Origin of the sequence: Hymenobacter sedentarius, from assembly GCF_001507645.1 — a bacterium.
Taxonomy (GTDB): Bacteria; Bacteroidota; Bacteroidia; order Cytophagales; family Hymenobacteraceae; genus Hymenobacter; species Hymenobacter sedentarius.
On the sequence record NZ_CP013909.1, the window covers coordinates 4,729,750 to 4,748,630 of the forward strand.

Here is an 18,881-nt window from a genome sequence, read left to right on the forward strand (position 1 = left end):
CAACTATAATAACGCCTCTATCTTGTGTACTGCAGGGCCTCACAAAGTATTGCCGCATAGCCGAATTGCTTACCTTGGCGATATGGACGTTGTGGAAAAGGCAAGAACTACTGGTGAAGCTACTCTGGTCCGGGCTTTTGGGGTCCTCACGGGCACCCTGCTGGTCGCCGGCATTGTGATTGGGTCTGGGGTGTTTAAGAAGATTGTGCCCCTGGCGCAGTCCGGGCTTAGCGAGTCCTGGATTCTAGGTGCCTGGGTGCTTGCGGGCTTCATCACCATGTGCGGGGCCTTCAACCTGGCGGGGCTGTCCTCGCTCACCGAAGAATCGGGCGGCGTGTACGAGTACCTGCGCCTCTCGTTCGGGAATTTTGCTTCCTTCCTGTTTGGGTGGACCGACTTTGCCATCATCGGCTCGGCCTCAGTGGCGGCGTTGGGCTTTATCTTTTCCCAGACCATCAACGCCCTGATTCCGCTGCCCAACCCGCTGCAGTCGCTGGCGCACCTGTCCATTGCCCATTTCATTTATCCGTTTGCCGACTCCGGGATAAAAATCCTCGCCATTGGCACCATTTGCATCCTTACCTGGGTAAACTACCGCGGGGTAGCGGCTAGCGGGAAGCTCAGCAACGTCTTCACGGCCGCCAAAATCCTGGGTCTGTTGCTGCTCATCCTCGTTGGGCTGTTTGTGGCCGCCCCGGCCACGCAAGCCGCGAGCCTGCCGAGCACCCCGGCGCCCATGGCCGGCCATGCCTCGTTGCTCAGCGCTTTCTTTGGGGCGCTGCTCAGCGTGTTTTGGGCCTACGACGGCTGGGTGGACCTTTCGTTTGTGACCGGCGAAATAAAGAACCCCACGCGCAACGTGCCGCGGGCAATTATCGCCGGCGTCTCCATTGCCATTGTCTTATATGTATTGGTCAACTACGCGTACATGCGGGTTCTGACCCTGCATCAGCTGGCAGCAGTGCATCCAAATGACATCGGGGCGGCCGTAGTGGCCGAATCGGTGCTGGGGAAATGGGGGAAGACGGCCGTGACGCTCCTAATCATGGTGAGCGTCTTCGGCACCCTGAATGCCGTGCTGCTCTCGCACAGCCGCATCTATTTTCGCATGGCACAGGAACGGTTTTTCTTCCGCCAGGCTGCCGCGGTGCACCCGCGCTACCGGACCCCGCACGTGGCGCTGGTGTATACCCTGGTGTGGAGTTGCCTGCTGGTAATCTCGGGCACCTTCGACCTGCTGACGGACCTGGTCATTTTTGCCACCTTCCTTTTCTATGGGCTCTTGGCCGTGGCAGTGCTCAAGATGAAACGACAGGGAAAAATCACCGCCAAGGTGATTGGCTACCCTTTCATTCAGCTCATTCTCCTGCTTTTTGCGCTCGCCCTGATTACTAATACCCTCGTCACCCAGCCCAGGCAGACGTTGCTGGGCTTCCTGCTGATTCTGACCGGCCTGCCCTTTTATTACTACTTCAAACGGCAACCTGCCGCCGAACCAGCGGGTGCTTCAGGGGAAGGTTAAGTCGAGTCCAAAGTTGGGCTAAACCTGATTTAAAACAACAGTTCGCGACTACCAACTCATTGAGGCTTTAGCTCCATTCGAACGGCTAAGCCATTGCAGACGCTAAGTTGGGCTAGTACCATAGCCAGCCAATCCCCGGAAAAGAAAAAGCCCCATTTCCAAGTTGGAAATGGGGCTTTTCTGTAGAGAGCGAGGGATTCGAACCCCCGGAGGTTTGACCCTCAACGGTTTTCAAGACCGCCGCAATCGACCACTCTGCCAGCTCTCTGGGTCAAAAAACAGTTAACAATTATCATTTAACAATTTTCTGAGCCGCCTCAGCGACTGTTAATTGTTAAATGATAATTGTTAATTGAAAATGTAGAGAAGGGGGGATTCGAACCCCCGATACCGTTGCCGGTATAACGGTTTTCGAAACCGTCGCATTCGACCACTCTGCCACCTCTCTAACAGGTTCCCCGAGTGATTGGGGAGTGCAAAAGTAAGAACGAAAGCGCAACGATGTAGCCCAAACGCAGAATTATTTTTCCACAAAGCGTCGGTGCCGCCTCCCTCCTAGTGCGCGTTCGCCGCCAGCTGCTCCTGCAGCATCTTCCGCCGGCGCCCGGTTACGGCGTCCATGCTCACGTTCACTTCGAAGCCGATTATCAGGGTCATGCACACAAATTCCAGCCACACCATGAAGCCGACCAGTGCCCCAATGGAGCCATAAAAGTGGTTGTATGAGTCGAAAATGCGCACGTAGAGCGTGAAGAGAAACGACACCAGGAAGATGAGCAGCGTGGCCACGATGGCCCCCACCGACACCAGCGGCCACTTGTCGTGCACGGGCGGCACGAAGTAATAAATGACGCAGGTCGTGCTCAAAAACAGCCCAATAAGTGAGCCGTAGCGAATGAGCGTCAGCACCAGGTCGGTGAACCGCTCGGGCACAATTTCATAGTACACCAGCCAGTCTATCAGGTAAGTACCGAAGAAAATACCGGCGATGGCCAGCACCAGAATCAGCGACAGCACGAAGGTGAGGGCCGTGGCAATCATTCGCTTGCGCAGGTAGCTGCGGTGCTTAAACCACGGGTACTTCTTCTCAAACGCGTCGAGCAAGGCCATAATGCCGTTGGAGCTCAGCACCAGCGCCGTCCCGAAACCGAAGGATAGCAAGCCGCCGTGCGGGATGTTCACAATGTCCTCGATGGTGGAAGCCGTGGCCGCGTACAGCTCGCGCGGCATAAAATCGGCGAGGAACTGCAGAATGTCCACGTTCAGATTCGGCACGGGGATGTACGGAATGAGCGTGAACAGGAAAATAATGGTCGGGAACAGGGCCACCGTGAGGTTGAAGGCCATGTAGGCGGCGCGCTTTTCCAGGCTATCTAGGCGCAGCTCGTGCAGGATGCGGTCGAGCACGTCGTACACCGAAGCGTGCCCGCCGGGCAGGCGCAGCTTTTTTAGCCCCACAATCAGGCGCCGATAGTGCCGGTGCTGGCGCACATCGGGGAAACGGGCACGACGGATGGCGGGGGCTTTCACTGGAATTTTGAGTGTTGAGGGTTGAATTTTGAGTGAACCGGCTGATTAAAAAATTCAACCCTCAACATTCAAAACTCAACTCTTTTACTTTCTAAAGGCCGCTGGCGCGGGCGCATCGGGCGGAATGGCGCCGGGCGTGGGCAGCACGGGGCTGTCGATGTCCTCATCGCTAAAGTACGGCGCCAGCCGCTCCTGGATACTGACGGGCATTTGCACGGGGCGGCCGGTGGTGGTTTTCACAAACACCATCAGGGTGTGCCCTTCGGTGAGCAGGTCGCCGGCTTCGTTATAAATCTCATATTCAAACATCACGCGGGTGCCTTCCGCGGGCTGACGCAGCAAAAGCCGTACCGTCAGCAGGTCGTCGTAGCGAGCTGGGCGGCGAAAGCGGGTGCGGATTTCGCCCACCGGCATGCCCACCCCATCGGCCTCCATTTCCTTGTAGCTAATGCCCAACTTCCGGAAAGCCTCGGTGCGGGCCACCTCAAAATAGGCCGCGTAGTTGCCGTGATAGACGTAGCCCATCTGGTCGGTTTCGGCGTAGCGCACGCGGATTTGAATGTCGGAAGTGTACATAAAATATGTATAGAAAAGAACGTCATGCTGAGCGCAGCCGAAGCATCTCTACTGCGCAAGTAAACCAATTGACTCAACGAAGCGGTAGAGATGCTTCGGCTGCGCTCAGCATGACGGTTTACATCAGACCATTTACTTTATCCCCGCCCGGGTTAGCGCCGCTTGATAGCGGCGAGCATTCATAATGTGCTCACTCTCGTTGGTAGCGAAGGCGTGGTAGCCGCTGAAATCCTCCTTGGCGCAGAAATACAAGTAGTTATTGCTTTCGGGCTTGAGCACGGCGTCGATGCTGGCGATGCTGGGCAGGTTGATGGGGCCGGGCGGCAGGCCACCGTACTTATATGTATTGTAGGGCGAGTCCTTCAGCAGGTGCACGTTTAGCACGCGCTTGATTGTAAAGTCGCGGTTGGCGTACACCACAGTGGGGTCAGCTTGCAGCTTCATGCCGCGCTTGAGGCGGTTGAGGTAGACACCCGCGATGCGGGGCCGCTCGTCGGCGTGCTGCTGCTGCTCGGCTTCCACGATGCTGGCCAGGGTGCTCACCTGGGCCCGGGTGAGGTGCAGCTTCTCGCGCTGGGCGTCGCGCTCCGAGGTCCAGAATTTTTCGTATTCCTTCTTCATCCGCTGCATCAGGTTGTTGGCGGAGGTATTCCAATACAGCTCGTAGGTATTGGGGATGAACATGCTGAGCACCGTCGTCGTGTCGAAGCCCAGGCTCTTGGTGTAGCTGGGGCTGCTCAGCAGCGAGTCGATTTGGCTGGGCCGGGCGTCAATCTGGTTCGAGAGCTTATCGGCCAGCTCGCGGCGCAGGCGCACGTTGGTGAAGGTGAGCTTGAGCGGCGATTGCAGGCCGGCCTTCAGCACGTTGATGAGCTGACGATTGGTGTAGCCGTCCTTGAGCTCGTAGCGGCCGGGCTTCACGTGCTCAGGGTATTTCATGAGCTTGGCCACAAAGTGCAGCGAGAGCTTGTCGACCACCACGCCGGTGGCGTCGATGGTATTCAGGGCCTTCTTCCAGTCGTCGCCGCGGTGCACGATGACGTAGGTCGGCTTGCCCTTGGTTTCGATGTTGGCCGTGAAGAAGACCTGGTAGAAATAATAGGAGAAGCACACGAGGGTGAGCGTGAATACCACGCTCACGGTGGCCCAGCGCCGGCGGCGTTTCAGGGCTTGGTCGCGGTATTCGATGGCCGACTTTTTGGCAGGCTGGGACATGGGAATGAGTAAGAGTATCGAGGAGGCGACATCAAAAGTACGAAAGGGCGCAACCTAGCGCGCAGGTTGGGCTGATGTTGTTTCGTTTCGGCCGGGCGTAGTACCTTGCCCGCACCTTTTGGCCCGGCCAGACAACCCGCTGCCGCCTTAGTTCGTCAATAGCGTGGCGGCGCCCGCCGCCACTTTCCTGTTTCTTACGCACACCCTATGCCCGCAACCCTCCTCCGCATCCACCCCGAAAATCCGCCTCACAGCCGTATCCAGCAAGCCGTTGACGTATTGCGCAAAGGAGGAGTCATTATTTATCCCACCGATACGGTTTACGGCATCGGCTGCGATGTGACCAATGCCAAGGCCGTGGACAAAGTGTGCCGCATCAAGAAGCTTTTCCCCGAAAAGGCTAATCTGAGCTTTATCTGCCACGACCTGTCGCACATCTCCGACTACGCCCACGGCATCACCACCTCCACCTATAAGGTCATCAAGAAAGCTCTGCCCGGGCCTTTCACCTTCATCTTCGAAGCCAGCGCCAATGCGCCGCGCTTCGGCGGTACGAAGCGCAAAACAGTGGGCATCCGAGTACCGGATAATCAGATTATCCTGCAGCTCGTGAAGGAATTGGGCAACCCCATTGTCAGCACGTCGGTGCGTGAGGACGAAAACACGCTTGATGAGTACGTGACCGACCCCGACCTAATTTTTGAGAAATACCGCCTCTTGGTCGACCTCGTAATCGACGGCGGCTTCGGTGGCAACGTCCCCAGCACCATCATCGACTGCACCAACGACGACTTCGAGCTGATACGCCAGGGAGCCGGAGATATTGAGCAGTATTTGTAAACGCCTAGCCTTTGGCAAGAGTCCTCCTGTCATTGAGAGGAGGTACGACGAAGCAATCCGTCCTATTCTCAGCGACAAACCTAATAATGTGAAAAAGCCCCGGCACTGCGCAGTGCCGGGGCTTTTTGCTTTAAAAGGGTTTGTCACAACTCAGGGCTTTGCGCACAGAGAGGACAGATTGCTTCGTCGTACCTCCTCGCAATGACAGGTAGAGCGCAGGACTACCTTGCCAGTTCAGCCCCCGTCCCTACCGCTTATGCTTCCAGCGGCGGTGCGTCCACAAATACTGTTCGGGTGCGGCTTGAATATCTTTTTCCAATTTCCGGGCGAAGGCCTCCATAATGGGCGCATCTCCAGCCGGTAGCGGGGAGGTACCGTCGTAGAGCTCCGTAAACTCGAACTCATAGAAGCCCCGGCGCCGACGCCGAATACCGACGTAGAGCACCGCGCAATGAAAGCGGGTGGCCAGGCGCTCTGTACTGGTATAGAAGCCAGAATCCTGGTTGAGAAACTGGGTCCAGTAGGGCCGGTCTTCGGGCCCCGCGGCCTGGTCGGACACCAGGCTCAGCAGGTGGGCTTCGCCGCGGTGGGCCACCATTTCGCGCATCACGTAGCTCATCGGCACCAGACCGGCGCCGGTGCGGGAGCGCACAAAACGCAGAAATTCCTCAAAAAAAGGATTGCTAAGCGGCTTATACACGCCATCGATGGGTGCTGCCAGCCACAGGGGTCCGGCTGCCAGCACCCACTCCCAATTGCCGGCGTGCGACGCCAGCCCCAGCACCGTGCGGCCTTCGGCAAAGTGCCGGTCTGCCACTTCGGGGTTTCGCATTACCATGCGCTGCTTCAGCTCCATCGGGGGCATGGCCGGCAGCCGAACTATCTCCACCACTACTTGCGAAAAGTGCCGGTAAAACGCGTTGCAAATTCGCTGGATTTCGGCTTCCGGTTTGTCGGGGAAAGAATTGCGCAGGTTTTCCAGTACCACCCGCTGGCGGTACCGCACCACGTGGGCCAGCAGCAGATAAACCCCATCCGCCACCACATACAGCACCGACAGCGGCAGGTGCGCGAGCCCCAGCAGCAGCCACCGCAGCGGCACATAAGCCCAGGAATACGGACGCTTCGGCGCTTTTACTCCCTCACTCATCGGGGTACGGCAGCGCCGGCGGGCGCGTACTCGGTAGCGCTGCGTGCGCCAATGGCGCGGTGCCCGGTCAGCAGCTTTTTGTTGCCGGGGCCACCATACACCTCTACAAACAAGGTGAACGGGCCGTCGGGCAGCGGCCCCAAAGGCAACTGGCCCACCACCGTTGTCGGCCGGCCGCTCTGGGGTGTCAGGGTGGCGTCGGCATCGGCGGCCGAGCCATCGGGCGTGGTGAGGTGGTAGTGCACGCGCAGAGGCTGGCCCACGGGGGCGTTGTGCAGCTCGGTGTAGAAAAAGATGTTGTCGGCCCCGCGGCCGTAGACGCCGCCCGGCGCGCGGGTAAGGCGGTAGCCGCCGCGGGCAAAATTGTCGTCGCCCCCACTACGGGCGGCGGGGCGCGAAAGCAGAACAATATCGGTCAGAAACGGGCCGGTGGGCGCTTCCAGCACCAGCGGCTTTTCCACGGTGGTCTCGCCGCCCGCACTGCGGTACTGGTCCTTCACGGTGCCGCGCAAGGTGTAGTTCCCATCGGGCAGCATAATGCGCTTGAGGAAGCTTTGCGGGTTTTTGATGGCAATGGTGGTGTCGTTGAGCACTGGGGGCTTCAGCGTGACCACTTCCCGGTAGGCGGGTTTGCCGTCGGCTTTCAGGATTTCCAGCGTGACGGTGGCCGCCGACTGGAACGCCTTGGGCGCCCGCTGCCGATAGGTGAGCGACTGGGTCGGCACGGTCACGTAGATTTCGACTTCGGCGCCTTTTTCAACTTTATTAAGGTTGCGAAACCGGGCGACATCCAGCAGAATCTGGGGTGGGCCGGCGTGGGCAGCTACGTGCAGCAGCACGAACAGGAAGGCAAGAATGGGGCTTTTCAGCATAGTAAACAAAGGTAAGCAGCGAAGCAGGAGGACAAACCCGGAGCAGTATAAGGCGGTAAATAGCCGGGCTCACCTGGCTGAGCCGGGCCTTTGCAACTTTCAGCCCAATGCGGTACGCTTGAGAAAATTCGTGTAATTCGCAAAATTCGTATCGATTCGTGATTCTCTTAACCGAACTCCACTACCACCCCCCCGCCGCCCTGTTTGCCGAGCTGCTTCGCGCCGACGGCATCCTGCTGGAAGCCCACGAGCATTACCGCAAGCAGACTTTCCGCAACCGCTGCCTCATTCGCACGGCGCAGGGCGTGCAGCCGCTCACGGTACCGGTTATCGATGGCAACCGGGCCGAAAAGGTTAGCGCCTCTGCCATTGAAATCGACTACCGGCAGAACTGGATTCACCGGCACTGGCGCACCTTACAGACGGCCTACGGCAACAGTCCGTATTTTGAGTACTATGCCGACTACTTGCACGATATTTACGTACGTAAGCCTGCTCTGCTTTTTGACCTGAACCTGCAATTCCTGCGGTTATTGCTGCGTTGTTTTCGACTGACCCTGCCCCTCCACCTCACCGACGAATACCTTCCCGACTACTCCGCGCAACCTTCTCTCAAGAATTTTGGTCTTCCTAGTGCGCAGCTGCTCATCGCCGACCGGCGCGACTGGCTGACACCCAAAACCAATACAAAAGCGGTAGAACCTGACAGTCCGGCAGCCCCTCCCGTGGTTCGGCCGTATCCCCAAGTATTTGGCCCAGGTTTTGAGCCTGGGCTAAGTGTACTGGACCTGCTGTTTTCGCAGGGCCCGGCCGCCGGTGCTTATTTACAATAATCTGTGTTTATCACGGCAACTTGTAAATTTCTGCCGACGTTAGAGTAAGTACTTACGTGCCGTTTTTGGCCCGAACCTTCGCCCGAGCCCGCTTGTTTTCAAGCTACATCGGCCCAACCCGTTTTGCGTGTATACTCCCGACGCGGGGCTATTTGATTTTTTTACTACGTTTATTGGCATGGAAGCTAAATTCTCAAACCGCGTCAAAGAGGTTATTTCCCTCAGTCGGGAAGAGGCCATCCGTCTCGGCCACGACTATATCGGTACCGAGCACTTGCTGCTCGGTATAATTCGCGAAGCGGAGGGCACAGCCCTTGGGCTCTTGCGCAAGCTGGGCGTGAGCATCGACGAGCTCAAGTTTTCGCTTGAGCAGGCCACGCGCAACACCGCGACCCAGGGCACCAGCATCACCGGCTCGATTCCGCTCACCAAGCAGACCGAGAAGGTGCTGAAAATAACCTATTTGGAGGCGAAAATCTTCAAGTCCGAAATCATCGGCACCGAACACCTGCTGTTGTCCATCCTGCGGGACGAAGACAACATTTCTTCTCAAATTCTCTCCAAGTTTAACGTGAACTACGAAACTGTGCGCGACTCGCTGGATTACCATGGTAACGCCTCGCCGAGTCCCAAAGCCGGCCCCGATACCGACGACGACGACAACGACAAGCTGTTTGGCTCGTCGGGCCCCGGCGGGCGCGGCGGTGCGGGCAGCGCTTCGGCCAAGAAGCCCGGCGAAAAATCGCGCACCCCGGTGCTCGACAACTTCGGCCGCGACCTCACCAAGCTGGCCGAAGACGACAAGCTCGACCCCATTGTGGGCCGTGAAAAAGAAATTGAGCGCGTGGCTCAGATTTTGAGCCGCCGCAAAAAGAATAACCCCATCCTCATCGGTGAGCCCGGCGTGGGCAAAACGGCCATTGCCGAAGGCCTTGCCCTGCGCATCATCCAGAAGAAGGTGAGCCGCGTGCTCTTCAACAAGCGCGTGGTAACGCTGGACCTGGCTTCGCTGGTGGCCGGTACCAAGTACCGCGGCCAGTTTGAAGAGCGCATGAAGGCCGTGATGAACGAGCTGGAGAAGTCGCCCGACGTGATTTTGTTCATCGACGAGCTGCACACCATCGTGGGCGCCGGCGGTGCTTCGGGTTCGCTCGACGCTTCCAACATGTTCAAGCCGGCTTTGGCCCGCGGCGAGATTCAATGCATCGGCGCCACTACGCTGGACGAGTACCGCCAGTACATCGAGAAGGATGGCGCTTTGGCCCGTCGTTTCCAGATGGTGATGGTGGACCCCACCACGCCCGAGGAGACCATCGAAATCCTGCACAACATCAAGGACAAGTACCAGGACCACCACCACGTGGTGTACACCGACAAAGCCATTGAGCAGTGCGTGATGCTGTCGGACCGCTACATGAGCGACCGGTTCCTACCGGACAAAGCCATCGACATTCTTGACGAGGCCGGTGCCCGCGTGCACATCAACAATATCGTGGTGCCTGAGGACATTCTCACGCTCGAAGAGCAGATTGAGAACATCAAGGGCGAGAAAAACCGCGTGGTGAAATCGCAGAAATATGAGGAAGCCGCCAAGCTCCGTGACACTGAGAAGAAACTTCTGGACCAACTCGACGCCGCCAAGAAAGGCTGGGAAGAGGAAACCAAGAAGAAGCGCTACACGGTGAAAGAGGAGAACGTGGCCGAGGTTATCGCCATGATGACCGGTATTCCCGTTTCGCGCGTGGCCCAGAACGAAAGCCAGAAGCTGCTCAACATGAACGAGGAGCTGCAGGGCAAGGTAATTGGCCAGGAAAAGGCCATCAAGCAGCTCGTGAAGGCTATCCAGCGCACGCGGGTGGGCTTGAAGGACCCCAAGAAGCCCATTGGCTCGTTCGTGTTCCTCGGCCCCACAGGCGTGGGTAAGACGGAGCTGGCCAAGGTGCTCGCTACCTACCTCTTCGACAAGGAAGACGCGCTGGTGCGTGTCGATATGTCGGAGTACATGGAGAAGTTCAGCGTATCGCGCCTGGTGGGCGCGCCTCCCGGCTACGTGGGCTACGAAGAGGGCGGCCAGCTGACGGAGAAAATCCGCCGCAAGCCGTACTCGGTTATCCTGCTCGACGAGATTGAGAAGGCGCACCCGGACGTGTACAACCTGCTCCTGCAGGTGTTGGACGACGGTATTCTGACCGACGGCCTCGGCCGCAAGGTGGACTTCCGGAACACCATCATCATCATGACCTCGAACATCGGGGCGCGTGACCTGCAGGACTTCGGCGCCGGCATCGGCTTCGGCACCAAGGCCCGCCAGGAGAACATGGACGAGCTGACCAAGGGCACCATCACCAACGCCCTGAAGAAGACGTTCTCGCCCGAATTCCTCAACCGTTTGGATGACGTTATCGTCTTCAACTCGCTCGAGAAAAAAGACATCCACAAAATCATCGACATCAGCCTCAGCAAGCTCCTCTCGCGGGTGCAGGCCCTGGGCTACCGTGTTGAGCTGACCGAGAAGGCCAAGGATTTTGTGGCGGACAAAGGCTACGACCCCAAGTACGGTGCCCGGCCCTTGAACCGCGCCATTCAGAAGTACATCGAAGACCCGATTGCCGAGGAAATCCTCAAAGCCCAGGTGGTGCACGGCGACGTCATCACGGCCGACTATGTGGATGGTGCCGAGGAACTGGTGTTCAGTGTAACCAAGAGCGGCGAAGACCAGAACCTCGCCAGCGACGAGCGCCCGGCCGAAACGCCGGAAGCGCCCGACACGGACGCGAAGAAGTAAGACCCTGCAGGCGCTAGCCTGCACCCAAATTGAGAAGCCGGCTCCCGCAAGGAAGCCGGCTTTTTTGTTGCCTTTCGATTACCTTGGAAATTGCATTTGACTAACTCTGCCTCATTTGAAACAATTCTAATCTTATCATGAATTTTCTTCAGAAAGCGGCCCTTGCGGGGGCTGGTGCGGCGCTCACCAGCGGGGCGGGGCTGGCGCAATCGGCTCCGGTGGCGCCCATCAAACCGAAGGTGTTCACCAACTTCGGCATCACGCGTACCGACAACTATTATTGGCTCAACCAGCCCAGCAGCCCGGAGGTGCTCAAGTACCTAAATGCCGAAAACGCTTACTACGACAAGCAGATGGCCGGAGCCCAGGCCACGCAGCAGAAGCTGGTGGCGGAAATAAAAGGGCGCATCAAGCAGGAAGATGCTTCAGTGCCGTACCGCGACAACGGCTACTATTACTATTCCCGTTTCGATGTGGGCGGTGAATACCCGGTGTATTGCCGGAAGAAGGGCAGCGAAATTGAAACCGAAGAGGTACTGCTGGACGCCAACGAGCTGGGAGCCGGCCGCCCGTATTACCAAATCGGCGACTGGGCCGTGAGCGACAACAACCAACTGCTGGCCTACACGGCCGATACGGTGAGCCGCCGCCTCTACACGCTGCGGTTTAAGAACCTGGCCACCGGGCAGCTCTACCCCGAGCGCATTGCCAACACGGGCGGCGAAGTGGTGTGGGCGGCCGACAACAAGACCGTTTTTTACACCAAGAAAGACGTAACCACCCTGCTGCCCTATCAGGTGTACCGGCACACGCTGGGCACCAACCCCAAGGGCGACGCACTGATTTACGAGGAGCACGACAACACCTTCCGGGTGGGCGTGAGCCGCACCAAGTCGAAAAAATTCATTGGAATTGAGCTGGCCAGCTCGCTTTCATCCGAATACCGCTACCTCGATGCAAGCACGCCCACGAGCCAGTTTAAAGTGTTCTGGCACCGCGAGAAAGACCACCTGTATCAAGTGGAGAACCTGGGCGACAAGTTCTACGTGCGCACCAACTGGCAGGCCCCCAACTACCGCCTGATGGTGACGCCCGTGGCCAGCACGGCCAAAACAGCCTGGCAGGATGCCCTCACCCGCCACCCCGAAATCTTCCTCGACAACTTTGAGCTGTTTCGAGATTTCCTCGTGCTCAACGAGCGCAAGGGAGGCCTGCGCCAGCTACGCGTCATCAGCCTGAAAGACAAGCAGGAACATTACCTCCAGTTTGAGGAGCCGGCCTACACGGCCACCATTGGCATCAATGCTGAGCAAGACACGCCGCTGCTGCGCTACAACTACACGTCGCTGACCACGCCGGCCTCCACCTTCGAGTACGACATGAGCACGCGCACCAGCACGCTGCTGAAGGAACAGACGGTGCTGGGCGGCTTCAACAAGCGCGACTACGTGACGGAGCGGGTGTTTGTGAAGTCGCGCGACAATGCCTTTATCCCGATATCCATCGTGTATAAGAAGGGCACCAAGCTCGACGGCAGCGCCCCGCTGCTGCAATACGCTTACGGTTCCTACGGCTTCTCGCAGGACCCCACTTTCAGCTCAGCCCGCCTGAGCTTGCTCAACCGCGGCTTCGTGTATGCGCTTTGCAACATCCGCGGGGGCCAGGAAATGGGCCGGCAGTGGTTTGAAGATGGCCGCATGCTGCACAAGAAAAACAGCTTCAACGATTTCATCGATTGCTCGCTTTACCTCACCAAGCCGCATGAGGCGGAAGTGGCCGGCGCGAAAACCAAGCAGCAGTACACCGCGCCCGACAAGCTTTTTGCCATGGGCGGCAGCGCCGGCGGCCTGCTCATGGGGGCCGTGATGAATATGCGGCCCGACCTCTACAAGGGCGTGATTGCGGCTGTGCCGTTTGTGGATGTGGTCACGACCATGTCGGACCCCAGCATTCCGCTCACCACCAGCGAGTACGACCAGTGGGGCAACCCCGCCGACGAGGAGTACTTCCGGTACATGCTCTCGTACTCGCCCTACGACAACGTGAAGGCTCAGGCTTATCCCAACACCCTTGTTACCACCGGCCTGCACGATTCGCAGGTGCAATACTTCGAGCCAGCTAAATGGGTCGCCAAGCTGCGCGCCATGAAAACGGACAAGAACCAGCTCCTGCTGCACACGGATATGAGCGCCGGCCACGGCGGCGCCTCCGGCCGCTTTAAGTCCATCGACGATACGGCGCGGCAGTATGCGTTTATGCTGCAGCTATTGGGCAAGAATCTGTAGGAATAGGTTGTCAATAACCGGCTGTCATGCAGAGCGCAGCGAAGCATCTTATCGCCGTGGAACGACTCGTTCGAACCTGATAAGATGCTTCGCTGCGCTCTGCATGACAGGAGGCGCGAGCGAGCTGCTTCGCAGCGTTCGGCATGACGTTCTACTTTTTGGTAGCGCCCCGTAAGGCATTACGGAAACACGTCCATAATCTACCCGTAACCTACCTTTGAGTTCCCACTCTCGCGCGTCAGTTCCGGCGCTGCGCTCACTATTCTCCATGCCAGACCCGCACGCTCACGCCCACCTTTCCAAAACCGACCTGCTGGCCCGCAAAAACGAAGAAGCCCTGCTCGGCGGTGGCCAGGCCCGCATCGATTCCCAACACAAAAAAGGCAAGCTCACCGCCCGCGAACGGGTTGATTTGCTGATGGACGAAGGCTCGTTCGAAGAAATTGGCAAGTTTGTGATGCACCGGGCCAAGGACTTTGGCCTCGACAAAGAACACTACCTCGGCGACGGCGTGGTGACCGGCTACGGCACCGTGAACGGCCGCCTAGTGTACGTTTTCTCGCAGGACTTCACGGTGTTTGGTGGCTCGCTGAGCGAAACGCACGCCGAGAAAATCGTCAAAATCATGGACCTGGCCATGAAGAACGGCGCCCCGGTTATTGGGCTAAACGACTCAGGCGGCGCCCGCATTCAGGAAGGCGTGGTGAGCCTGGGTGGCTACGCCGACATCTTCTACAAGAATACCCTGGCCTCGGGCGTGGTGCCGCAGCTCTCGGCCATTATGGGGCCGTGCGCGGGCGGCGCGGTATACTCGCCGGCCATCACCGACTTCATCCTGATGGTGGAGCACACGAGCTATATGTTCGTGACCGGCCCGAACGTGGTGAAGACCGTGACCCACGAAGAAGTAACCAGCGAGGAGTTGGGCGGCGCCAGCACCCACTCGGCCAAGAGCGGCGTCACGCACTTCAGCTGCGCCAACGAGGTGGCCTGCATCACGCACCTCAAGCAGCTGCTGAGCTACATGCCGCAGAACTGCGAGGAAACCGCGCCCAACCAGCCCTACGACGCCAGTGGCGACGAAAGCCGCCCGGTGCTCGACAAGCTGATACCCGACAATGCCAACCAGCCCTACGACATGCGGGAGGTGATTGAAGGCATCATCGACGCCGATTCCTTCCTTGAGGTCCACCAAAATTTTGCCGAAAACATCGTTGTGGGCTTTGCGCGCCTGGCGGGCCGCAGCATCGGCATTGTGGGCAACCAGCCCGCCGTGCTGGCCGGCGTGCTCGACATTAACGCCAGCACCAAGGCCGCGCGCTTTGTGCGCTTCTGCGACTCGTTTAACATTCCGCTGCTGGTGCTGGAAGACGTGCCCGGCTTCCTGCCCGGCACCGACCAGGAGTGGCGCGGCATCATCACAAACGGCGCCAAGCTGCTCTACGCTTTTTGCGAAGCCACCGTGCCGCGTATCACCGTCATCACCCGCAAGGCCTACGGCGGGGCGTATGATGTGATGAACTCCAAGCACATTGGCGCCGATATGAACTACGCCTGGCCCACCGCCGAAATCGCCGTGATGGGCGCCAAGGGCGCGGCCGAAATCATCTTCAAGCGCGAAATTGCCACGGCTGACGACCCTGCTGCCAAGCTGCAGGAAAAGGTAGACGAGTACCAAGAGAAATTTGCCACGCCCTACCGCGCTGCCCACCGCGGCTTCGTAGATGAGGTCATCCTGCCTTCACAGACGCGTCAGAAATTGATTCGCGCTTTCAAAATGCTGGAGAACAAGGTAGACACCATGCCGCGTAAGAAACACGGCAACATTCCGCTGTAAACTTATTTGTCATGCTGACAGAGGAAGCATCTTATCACGGCGGCCTTTGTTCTCTCTTCTACCTAGCGGCGCTGACGTGATAAGATTCTTCGCTGCGCTTTGAATGACAATTTACCTACCCATGCGTCCCGAATCTTTCGAGTTCCTCCAAACCTACCTCAACAACCCCTCCCCGACCGGCTTTGAAAAGGAAGGTCAAAAGCTGTGGCTGGATTACATCAAGCCGTATATCGACGAGTACTTTGTGGATACTTACGGCACGGTGGTCGGCGTCATCAATCCCGAGGCGAAGTACAAGGTGGTCATCGAAGCGCACGCCGATGAGATTTCCTACTTCGTGAACTACATCACCAAGGAAGGCTACTTGTACCTGCGCCGCAACGGCGGCTCCGACCCGCTGGTGGCCCCCAGCAAGCGGGTCAACATCTTCGGTGAGAAAGGCATTGTAAAAGCCGTGTTTGGCTGGCCCGCCATTCACGTGCGCAAGGTGGAGCAGGACAAGGCCCCCACCATCGAAACCGTGTTTCTGGACTGCGGTGCTTCCTCCAAGGAAGAAGTAGAGGAAATGGGCGTGCACGTGGGCTCCGTGGTCACATTTGAAGACGAGTTTACCGTGCTCAACGACAAGTACTACGTGGGCCGAGCGCTCGACAACCGCGTGGGCGGCTTCATGATAGCCGAGGTGGCGCGCATGCTCAAGGACAATAACAAGAAGTTGCCCTTCGGCCTGTACATCGTAAATGCGGTGCAGGAAGAAATTGGGCTGCGCGGCGCCGAGATGGTGGCCCACCGCATCAACCCCGACGTGGCCATCATCACCGACGTGACGCACGACAGCCAGTCGCCGATGTACGAGAAGAAGACCGCGGGCGACATTTCCTGCGGCAAAGGCCCGGTGATTACCTACGGCCCAGCCGTGCAAAACCACCTGCGCGACCTCATCATCGACACGGCCAAGCTAACCGACATCCCGTTCCAGCGGGCAGCCGCCACCCGCGCCACCGGCACCGATACCGACGCCTTCGCCTACTCTGGCTCCGGCGTGGCCGCAGCCCTGATTTCGCTGCCGCTGAAGTACATGCACACCACCGTTGAAACAGTGCACAAAGACGACGTGGACAGCGTGACCCGGCTGATTTACGAAACGCTCCTGCGCATCGAGGACGGGCACGACTTCCGCTACTTCAGCTAAGTCTTTAATTGGGTTAAACGTCTGTCATCCTGAGCTAAGCAAAGGACCTTATTCCGCCAGAACTGTTGGTTCAATGGTGATAAGGCCCTTCACTCAACTCAGGATGACTTTTTTATATGGAACTACCCGACTTTCCTTTCCCGCCCCTCACCGTGACCGACCAAATGGGCCGGCGGGTGGCGGTGCCGTTTCCGCCGCATCGCATAGTTTCGCTGGTGCCGTCGCAAACGGAACTGCTGTTTGACCTGGGGCTGGGAGACAAGGTGGTGGGCGTAACCAAGTTCTGCATTCACCCCACGGAAGCCCGCACCAAAGCCGCACTCATTGGGGGCACCAAGAACTTCGATTTCGACAAAATAGCCGCCCTGAAGCCGGACTTGATAATCGGCAATAAGGAGGAAAACTACCAGACCGGAATTGAGCTGCTTGCCGCCAAGTACCCGGTGTGGCTGAGCGACATCAGCACCTTGCCGGAAGCGTTGGACATGATTCGGCGCGTGGGCTTCATCGCGGGCGCCAAGGAGCAAGCCCAGAAGCTGGCAGCGGAAATCGAAGCTTCGTTTGTCGCACTGCCCACCGGTGGCCCGGCAGTACCGGCCGCGTACTTCATTTGGAAAAAGCCTTACATGGTAGCCGCCGCGGGTACATTCATCGACGACCTGCTGCGCCGGGCCGGCTTTGCCAACGTTTTCGCCAACTTGGGCCGCTACCCGGAAATTACGGCCGAGCAACTGGCCGCTGCCGCCCCCCAGCGCATTCTGCTATCCTCCGAGCCTTACCCTTTCGGCGAAAAGCATATCGCCGAATTCCAGGCGATATGCCCAGCAGCCAGGATTGAGATTGTCGACGGGGAGCTATTCAGCTGGTACGGCAGCCGGCTGCGCAAATCGGCGGCGTATTTCAGCCAGCTTCTTCGATAACGAAACCGCTTTTGGCCAGTTCTTTCCAGAATTGGGGGTAGGATTTCTTCACCACGGTTGGGGCTTCAATGTTGAGCTGGCCCAGCAGGGCGAGCGGCGCAAACGCCATGGCCATGCGGTGGTCGTGGTAAGTAGCCACCGACTGATTATCGACGGCAAAGCCGCTGGATTCGGCCCGGAAGCGGCCGTCCGTCACTTCGCGCAGGCTTCCGCCGAACTTGGCCAGCTCGATTTGCAGGGCCGCAATCCGGTCGGTTTCCTTAATGCGCAGGCTTTCCAGTCCCGTCATGTCGACCGGGATGCCGCGCGCTGCGGCTACTACCGCCACGGTTTGAGCCAGGTCGGGGCAGTCGGTGAAGTCTAACGCCAGCACCTCCGGGCTCGCCGTTATGGGCAGCTGCTTGAGGTGGATGCCATCGGGCAAAAACGTGGTTTCGATGCCAAAAGGCTTCATCATGCCCACAATGGCTTGGTCGCCCTGCAGCGACTGCTGGCGCAAGCCGGGCAGCGTAATTTCTGAGCCGGCCGGGGCCAACGCCACCAACGAGTACCAGTAGCTGGCCGCCGACCAGTCCGATTCCACGGTGTAGTTGGTGGGCTGGTACTCGCCGGGGCTTACCAACAGCGTGTCGCCGTCGGTGGTGTAGTGGGCACCGAAGAGCTGCATCAACGCCACCGTCATGTTGATGTAGGGGCGGGAGCCCACGTGGCCAGTGAGGCGCAAACGCAGGCCGCCGGGCAGGCGCGGGCCCACCATCAGCAAGGCCGAAATGTACTGGCTGCTGATGTCGCCGCGCACGGCCAGTTCGGTGGGTTGAGCTGCATCGCGAGCCGAGGCTGCAAACCCTTGCAGCTCAAGTGGCGGAAAGCCTTCGTTGTTGAGGTAGTTGATGCGGGCTCCGGCTTGCCGAAGCGCATCAACGAGCACGGCGATGGGCCGCTCCTGCATGCGGGCGGTGCCCGTGAGGCGGCCCTGCCAGTTCGTGACGGACAGGTAGGCAGTGAGGAAGCGCATCACGGTGCCGGCATCTTCGGCATCGAGCACGTTGGTGCCGGGCGCGGCGGCCAGCAGGCGCCGCATCAGCTGGGTGTCGTGCGCGTCCGACAGGTTATCGAGGGTGCCACCGCCGGCCAAGGCCTGCAGGATGAGAGCACGGTTGGCTTCGCTCTTGGAAGCTGGAAGTTGGGCAGTGCCGCGCAGCGGGCCGCCGGGCCAGGAAAGATGCATGTTTGGTTGTCAGTTGTTAGTTGTCCGTTGTTAGTCAGTTGGTAGATTGGAAAGCAGATGCGAGCCAGCGCACCTAACCACAGATAACTAACAACG

At 58.7% G+C, this 18,881-nt stretch carries 14 protein-coding genes and 2 tRNA genes; 8 read left to right on the forward strand and 8 right to left on the reverse strand.

Annotated elements, in window-relative coordinates; genetic code table 11:
- Positions 1–82 precede the first annotated feature (82 nt).
- Positions 83–1,522, forward strand: coding sequence for an APC family permease (locus AUC43_RS19270; RefSeq protein ID WP_068197608.1), 1,440 nt, complete (start codon positions 83–85; stop codon positions 1,520–1,522).
- 183 nt (positions 1,523–1,705) lie between these two features.
- On the opposite strand, the gene AUC43_RS19275 is transcribed toward AUC43_RS19270, so the two are convergent.
- The 5 genes from AUC43_RS19275 to mltG all read right to left on the reverse strand — a co-directional run bounded on the left by AUC43_RS19275 (position 1,706) and on the right by mltG (position 4,843).
- A tRNA-Ser gene (locus AUC43_RS19275) sits at positions 1,706–1,790 on the reverse strand.
- A 93-nt stretch (positions 1,791–1,883) separates the two neighbouring features.
- Positions 1,884–1,970 (reverse strand) — tRNA-Ser (locus AUC43_RS19280).
- Positions 1,971–2,077: 107 nt separating this feature from the next.
- On the reverse strand, positions 2,078–3,052 hold the full coding sequence (locus AUC43_RS19285; RefSeq protein WP_068197611.1) for a YihY/virulence factor BrkB family protein: 975 nt from the start codon (positions 3,050–3,052) through the stop codon (positions 2,078–2,080).
- A gap of 84 nt (positions 3,053–3,136) precedes the next feature.
- Positions 3,137–3,628 (reverse strand): acyl-CoA thioesterase, encoded by a 492-nt coding sequence (locus AUC43_RS19290; RefSeq protein WP_068197614.1) that lies wholly within the window; start codon positions 3,626–3,628, stop codon positions 3,137–3,139.
- Between the two features lie 132 nt (positions 3,629–3,760).
- Positions 3,761–4,843, reverse strand: coding sequence for an endolytic transglycosylase MltG (mltG, locus tag AUC43_RS19295; protein WP_071885985.1), 1,083 nt, complete (start codon positions 4,841–4,843; stop codon positions 3,761–3,763).
- A gap of 207 nt (positions 4,844–5,050) precedes the next feature.
- Here mltG and AUC43_RS19300 point away from each other — a divergent pair, with 207 nt between their 5' ends.
- Positions 5,051–5,683 carry an L-threonylcarbamoyladenylate synthase gene (locus AUC43_RS19300; protein ID WP_068197617.1) on the forward strand — a complete coding sequence of 211 codons (633 nt, stop codon included), beginning with the start codon at positions 5,051–5,053 and terminating at the stop codon, positions 5,681–5,683.
- A 247-nt stretch (positions 5,684–5,930) separates the two neighbouring features.
- Here the strand turns inward: AUC43_RS19300 and AUC43_RS19305 are convergent, their stop codons facing one another.
- On the reverse strand, positions 5,931–6,833 hold the full coding sequence (locus AUC43_RS19305; RefSeq protein ID WP_071885986.1) for a lysophospholipid acyltransferase family protein: 903 nt from the start codon (positions 6,831–6,833) through the stop codon (positions 5,931–5,933).
- The gene (locus tag AUC43_RS19310; protein WP_068197618.1) at positions 6,830–7,705 is read right to left on the reverse strand and encodes a sortase family protein; all 876 of its coding nucleotides are present in this window, start codon (positions 7,703–7,705) and stop codon (positions 6,830–6,832) included. Before AUC43_RS19310 ends, AUC43_RS19305 begins: the two co-directional genes overlap by 4 nt.
- Before the next feature lie 158 nt (positions 7,706–7,863).
- Here AUC43_RS19310 and AUC43_RS19315 point away from each other — a divergent pair, with 158 nt between their 5' ends.
- The 6 genes from AUC43_RS19315 to AUC43_RS19340 all read left to right on the forward strand — a co-directional run bounded on the left by AUC43_RS19315 (position 7,864) and on the right by AUC43_RS19340 (position 17,557).
- Positions 7,864–8,538, forward strand: a complete 675-nt coding sequence (locus AUC43_RS19315) for a WbqC family protein (RefSeq protein WP_068197624.1) — start codon at positions 7,864–7,866, stop codon at positions 8,536–8,538.
- A gap of 178 nt (positions 8,539–8,716) precedes the next feature.
- Positions 8,717–11,323, forward strand: coding sequence for an ATP-dependent Clp protease ATP-binding subunit (locus AUC43_RS19320; protein WP_068199009.1), 2,607 nt, complete (start codon positions 8,717–8,719; stop codon positions 11,321–11,323).
- Positions 11,324–11,460: 137 nt separating this feature from the next.
- Positions 11,461–13,608, forward strand: a complete 2,148-nt coding sequence (locus tag AUC43_RS19325) for a S9 family peptidase (RefSeq protein ID WP_082685228.1) — start codon at positions 11,461–11,463, stop codon at positions 13,606–13,608.
- 268 nt (positions 13,609–13,876) lie between these two features.
- Entirely contained in the window at positions 13,877–15,445 is a 1,569-nt protein-coding gene (locus AUC43_RS19330) for an acyl-CoA carboxylase subunit beta (protein ID WP_068197627.1), read from the forward strand.
- A 121-nt stretch (positions 15,446–15,566) separates the two neighbouring features.
- Positions 15,567–16,637, forward strand: coding sequence for a M42 family metallopeptidase (locus tag AUC43_RS19335; RefSeq protein WP_068197630.1), 1,071 nt, complete (start codon positions 15,567–15,569; stop codon positions 16,635–16,637).
- A 116-nt stretch (positions 16,638–16,753) separates the two neighbouring features.
- Positions 16,754–17,557, forward strand: a complete 804-nt coding sequence (locus AUC43_RS19340) for an ABC transporter substrate-binding protein (RefSeq protein ID WP_068197633.1) — start codon at positions 16,754–16,756, stop codon at positions 17,555–17,557.
- Here AUC43_RS19340 and AUC43_RS19345 read toward each other — a convergent pair.
- Positions 17,538–18,785 carry a 3-phosphoshikimate 1-carboxyvinyltransferase gene (locus tag AUC43_RS19345; protein ID WP_068197636.1) on the reverse strand — a complete coding sequence of 416 codons (1,248 nt, stop codon included), beginning with the start codon at positions 18,783–18,785 and terminating at the stop codon, positions 17,538–17,540. The genes AUC43_RS19340 and AUC43_RS19345 overlap by 20 nt on opposite strands.
- Between the last annotated feature and the right edge of the window lie 96 nt (positions 18,786–18,881).

Coding starts and splice junctions, on each gene's coding strand:
- AUC43_RS19290 (WP_068197614.1), bottom strand. CDS start 3,628: ATGTACACTTCCGACATTCAAATCCGCGTGCGCTACGCCGAAACCGAC.
- AUC43_RS19300 (WP_068197617.1), top strand. CDS start 5,051: ATGCCCGCAACCCTCCTCCGCATCCACCCCGAAAATCCGCCTCACAGC.
- AUC43_RS19310 (WP_068197618.1), bottom strand. CDS start 7,705: ATGCTGAAAAGCCCCATTCTTGCCTTCCTGTTCGTGCTGCTGCACGTA.
- AUC43_RS19325 (WP_082685228.1), top strand. CDS start 11,461: ATGAATTTTCTTCAGAAAGCGGCCCTTGCGGGGGCTGGTGCGGCGCTC.
- AUC43_RS19330 (WP_068197627.1), top strand. CDS start 13,877: ATGCCAGACCCGCACGCTCACGCCCACCTTTCCAAAACCGACCTGCTG.
- AUC43_RS19320 (WP_068199009.1), top strand. CDS start 8,717: ATGGAAGCTAAATTCTCAAACCGCGTCAAAGAGGTTATTTCCCTCAGT.
- AUC43_RS19335 (WP_068197630.1), top strand. CDS start 15,567: ATGCGTCCCGAATCTTTCGAGTTCCTCCAAACCTACCTCAACAACCCC.
- AUC43_RS19270 (WP_068197608.1), top strand. CDS start 83: ATGGACGTTGTGGAAAAGGCAAGAACTACTGGTGAAGCTACTCTGGTC.
- AUC43_RS19345 (WP_068197636.1), bottom strand. CDS start 18,785: ATGCATCTTTCCTGGCCCGGCGGCCCGCTGCGCGGCACTGCCCAACTT.
- mltG (WP_071885985.1), bottom strand. CDS start 4,843: ATGTCCCAGCCTGCCAAAAAGTCGGCCATCGAATACCGCGACCAAGCC.
- AUC43_RS19340 (WP_068197633.1), top strand. CDS start 16,754: ATGGAACTACCCGACTTTCCTTTCCCGCCCCTCACCGTGACCGACCAA.
- AUC43_RS19305 (WP_071885986.1), bottom strand. CDS start 6,833: ATGAGTGAGGGAGTAAAAGCGCCGAAGCGTCCGTATTCCTGGGCTTAT.